This window comes from Haloactinopolyspora sp. (genome assembly GCF_027324685.1).
GTDB lineage: Bacteria > Actinomycetota > Actinomycetes > Jiangellales > Jiangellaceae > Haloactinopolyspora.
The window spans coordinates 1-2,863 of sequence record NZ_DAHVSH010000066.1 but is presented as its reverse complement, the minus strand read 5'-3'; the positions used below and the strand labels follow the sequence as shown (position 1 = coordinate 2,863).

Sequence of the window (2,863 nt, the reverse complement as noted above, 5' to 3'; positions counted from 1 at the left end):
GGACGAGGACGGGTCGGTCCTGGACCACGCGCTGGGGCGCAATGAGGAGCACCGCTCCGGTGCCGTCCCCCTGGCCATCGTGCTGGCCGTGGTCAGCGTCATCTCCGCCTCCGGCATCATCGCCGGTTCCTGGGACAGCGGTGTGTTGATCCTGCTGGCCGGCATCGGCCTGGTCGCACTGATGCGCCGGCGCGACGATGCCACCAGCTCCGCCGAGCCCGCTGCGCAGCCGGAGCAGGCATGGTTCGACCACCCGGGCACCGCCGGCCCCGGGCCGGTGTCGCCACCCACGACCAGCGCGCCCACGACAGGCGCACCACCGGGCGGCGAACCAGCCGACCCGTCGGCGCCAGAGCCCTCTGCGTCCGGCCACACCCTGGCCGACATCCCAGCCACCGGGTGGCCCGAGGGTCCGGACTGGGGCGCCGCCCGCGCTCCTGCGCCCGAACCGGTCGGGCCGGCCGGCCCGACCGGACCGAGTGCACCGTCCGAGCCGTCGGCACCCCGGCCGAAGCAACGGTCGGTGCTCGGCCCGATCACCGTGTGCCTGGCCTTGCTTGCCGTCGGCCTCCTCGCCGTCAACGACGTCTACTGGGCGCCCGTCCCGATTCCGATGTACTTCGCCGTCGCCCTGGGCGTGGTGGCACTCGGCCTGTTGGTCGGCGCCTGGTTCGGCCGCTCGCGCTGGCTGATCGTCCTGGGCATCCTGCTGACCCCGGCCCTGGTGGTGACGACGTGGGCCGACGAGTGGGACTTCTCGGAGGCCGGCAACGTCTCGTACCGCTACACCTCGATCGACCAGATGCCGCGCTCACGGGTCGCCCACAGCGCCGGTGACATCACCTACGACCTGTCCGCCCTGGCCATGACTGATGCCGACGCCGTCTCGCTCGATCTCGACGTCGGCGCCGGCAACGTCACGGTCACCGTCCCCCCGACGGCTGACGTGACGGTGAACGCCTCCATCGGCGGCGGTAACTACACCATCTTCGGCGACGAATTCAGCGGGCTGGGCGGCGAGGTCAGCGACGAGTACCTCGGCCCGGACGGCCGCGGGGGTGGTGAGATCGTCCTCAACGTCGATCTCGGCATGGGCGACCTGGAGGTGACGCGATGAAACGCCACGACACCGACGTCGTGTCCCTCGTCTTCGGACTTCTCTTCCTTGGAGTGACCGCCATGTGGCCGTTCGTGCAGTACGACATCATGGGTCTGGCCGGGCTCGAGACGGCGGTACCCGTGCTGCTGGTCTCGATCGGTCTGGCCGGGCTGCTCGCGTCGCTGAACAAGCTGCGCGGAGACCGCGACCCGGAGGACGCCGACGCCTGAGGCAGCGCTGGCGCTACCCGCGGCGGGCGTCCGGGATCATTCCCACTCGATGGTGCCCGGCGGCTTGCTCGTCACGTCGAGCACCACCCGGTTCACCTCGCGTACCTCGTTGGTGATGCGGGTGGAGATCCGCTCGATCAGCTCGTAGGGCAGCCGGGACCAGTCGGCGGTCATCGCGTCCTCGCTCGACACCGGCCGCAGGACGACCGGATGGCCGTACGTGCGGCCGTCGCCTTGCACACCCACCGATCGGACGTCGGCCAGCAGCACCACCGGGAACTGCCACACCTCGCGGTCCAGGCCCGCGGCGGTCAGCTCGGCGCGGGCGATGGCGTCGGCACGGCGCAGGATGGCCAGCCGGTCCTGATCGACGGCGCCGACGATGCGGATCGCCAGGCCGGGGCCGGGGAAGGGCTGGCGCCAGACGATCTCGGGCGGCAGGCCGAGCTGCTCACCCACGGCCCGGACCTCGTCCTTGAACAACGACCGCAGCGGCTCGATCAAGGTGAATTGCAGGTCGTCAGGGAGCCCACCGACATTGTGGTGGCTCTTGATGTTCGCCGCGCCCTCGCCGCCGCCGGATTCCACCACGTCCGGATACAGCGTGCCCTGGACCAAGAACTCCACGCTCTCGCCCGCGGCGCCGGCTGTGGCCACGATGTCGCGAGCGGCCTGCTCGAACACGCGGATGAACTCCCGGCCGATGATCTTGCGCTTCTCTTCCGGGTCCTCCACGCCCTTGAGCTCGGTGACGAACCGGTCGGCGGCGTCGACCACGTGCAGGTCGACACCGGTCGCCGCGACGTAGTCACGCTCGACCTGTTCCGCCTCGCCCGCACGTAGCAGCCCGTGGTCGACGAACACACAGGTCAACTGGTCGCCAACGGCCCGCTGAACCAGCGCCGCGGCCACCGCGGAGTCCACCCCGCCGGACAGACCGCAGATCACCCGCCGGTCGCCGACGGTGTCGCGGACCGCCTCGATGGTGCTTTCGACGATGTTGACCATGGTCCACGTGGGCCGAACACCGGCGATGTCGTGAAGGAAGTGTTCGAGGACGGCCTGGCCGTGGTCGGTGTGCAGCACCTCCGGGTGCCATTGCACCCCCGCCAAGCCCCGTGCGGTGTCTTCGAACGCCGCGACAGGCGTGGTGTCGGTGGCGGCGAGGACGTCGAAACCGGCCGGCGCCCGGGTCACGGAGTCGTTGTGGCTCATCCAGACGTTGGTGCCGCTGGACACACCGTGCAGCAGGGTTCCTTGCCGATCGACGGTGACCTGCGTCCGGCCGAACTCGGACCGTCCGGTCCGGGCGACCTGTCCGCCCAGCGCCACGGTCATCGCCTGGAAGCCGTAGCAGATGCCGAACGTGGGCACGTCGGTGGTGAACAAGGCCGGATCCACCGATGGCGCGTCGTCGGCATAGACGCTGGCCGGCCCGCCAGACAGGATGATCGCCGCGGGCCGACGCTCCAGCATCTGATCCACGGGCATCGTGTGCGGGACGATCTCGGAGTACACCCTGGCCTCGCGCACG

Annotated in this window: 3 protein-coding genes; 2 read left to right on the top strand and 1 reads right to left on the bottom strand. The window is 70.4% G+C overall.

From position 1 onward, the window contains the following. Positions 1-1,117: LiaF domain-containing protein (locus tag M6444_RS07810; RefSeq protein ID WP_298325201.1), on the top strand; the 1,117-nt coding region annotated here is incomplete at its 5' end. After that, a complete protein-coding gene (locus M6444_RS07805) occupies positions 1,114-1,329 on the top strand; it encodes a hypothetical protein (protein WP_298325198.1) in 216 nt (71 codons plus the stop codon). The genes M6444_RS07810 and M6444_RS07805, both read left to right, overlap by 4 nt. 36 nt (positions 1,330-1,365) lie before the next feature. Here the strand turns inward: M6444_RS07805 and guaA are convergent, their stop codons facing one another. Next, positions 1,366-2,862: a glutamine-hydrolyzing GMP synthase gene (guaA, locus tag M6444_RS07800; RefSeq protein WP_363326279.1), complete on the bottom strand. Its 1,497-nt coding sequence runs from the start codon at positions 2,860-2,862 to the stop codon at positions 1,366-1,368. Between the last annotated feature and the right edge of the window lies 1 nt (position 2,863).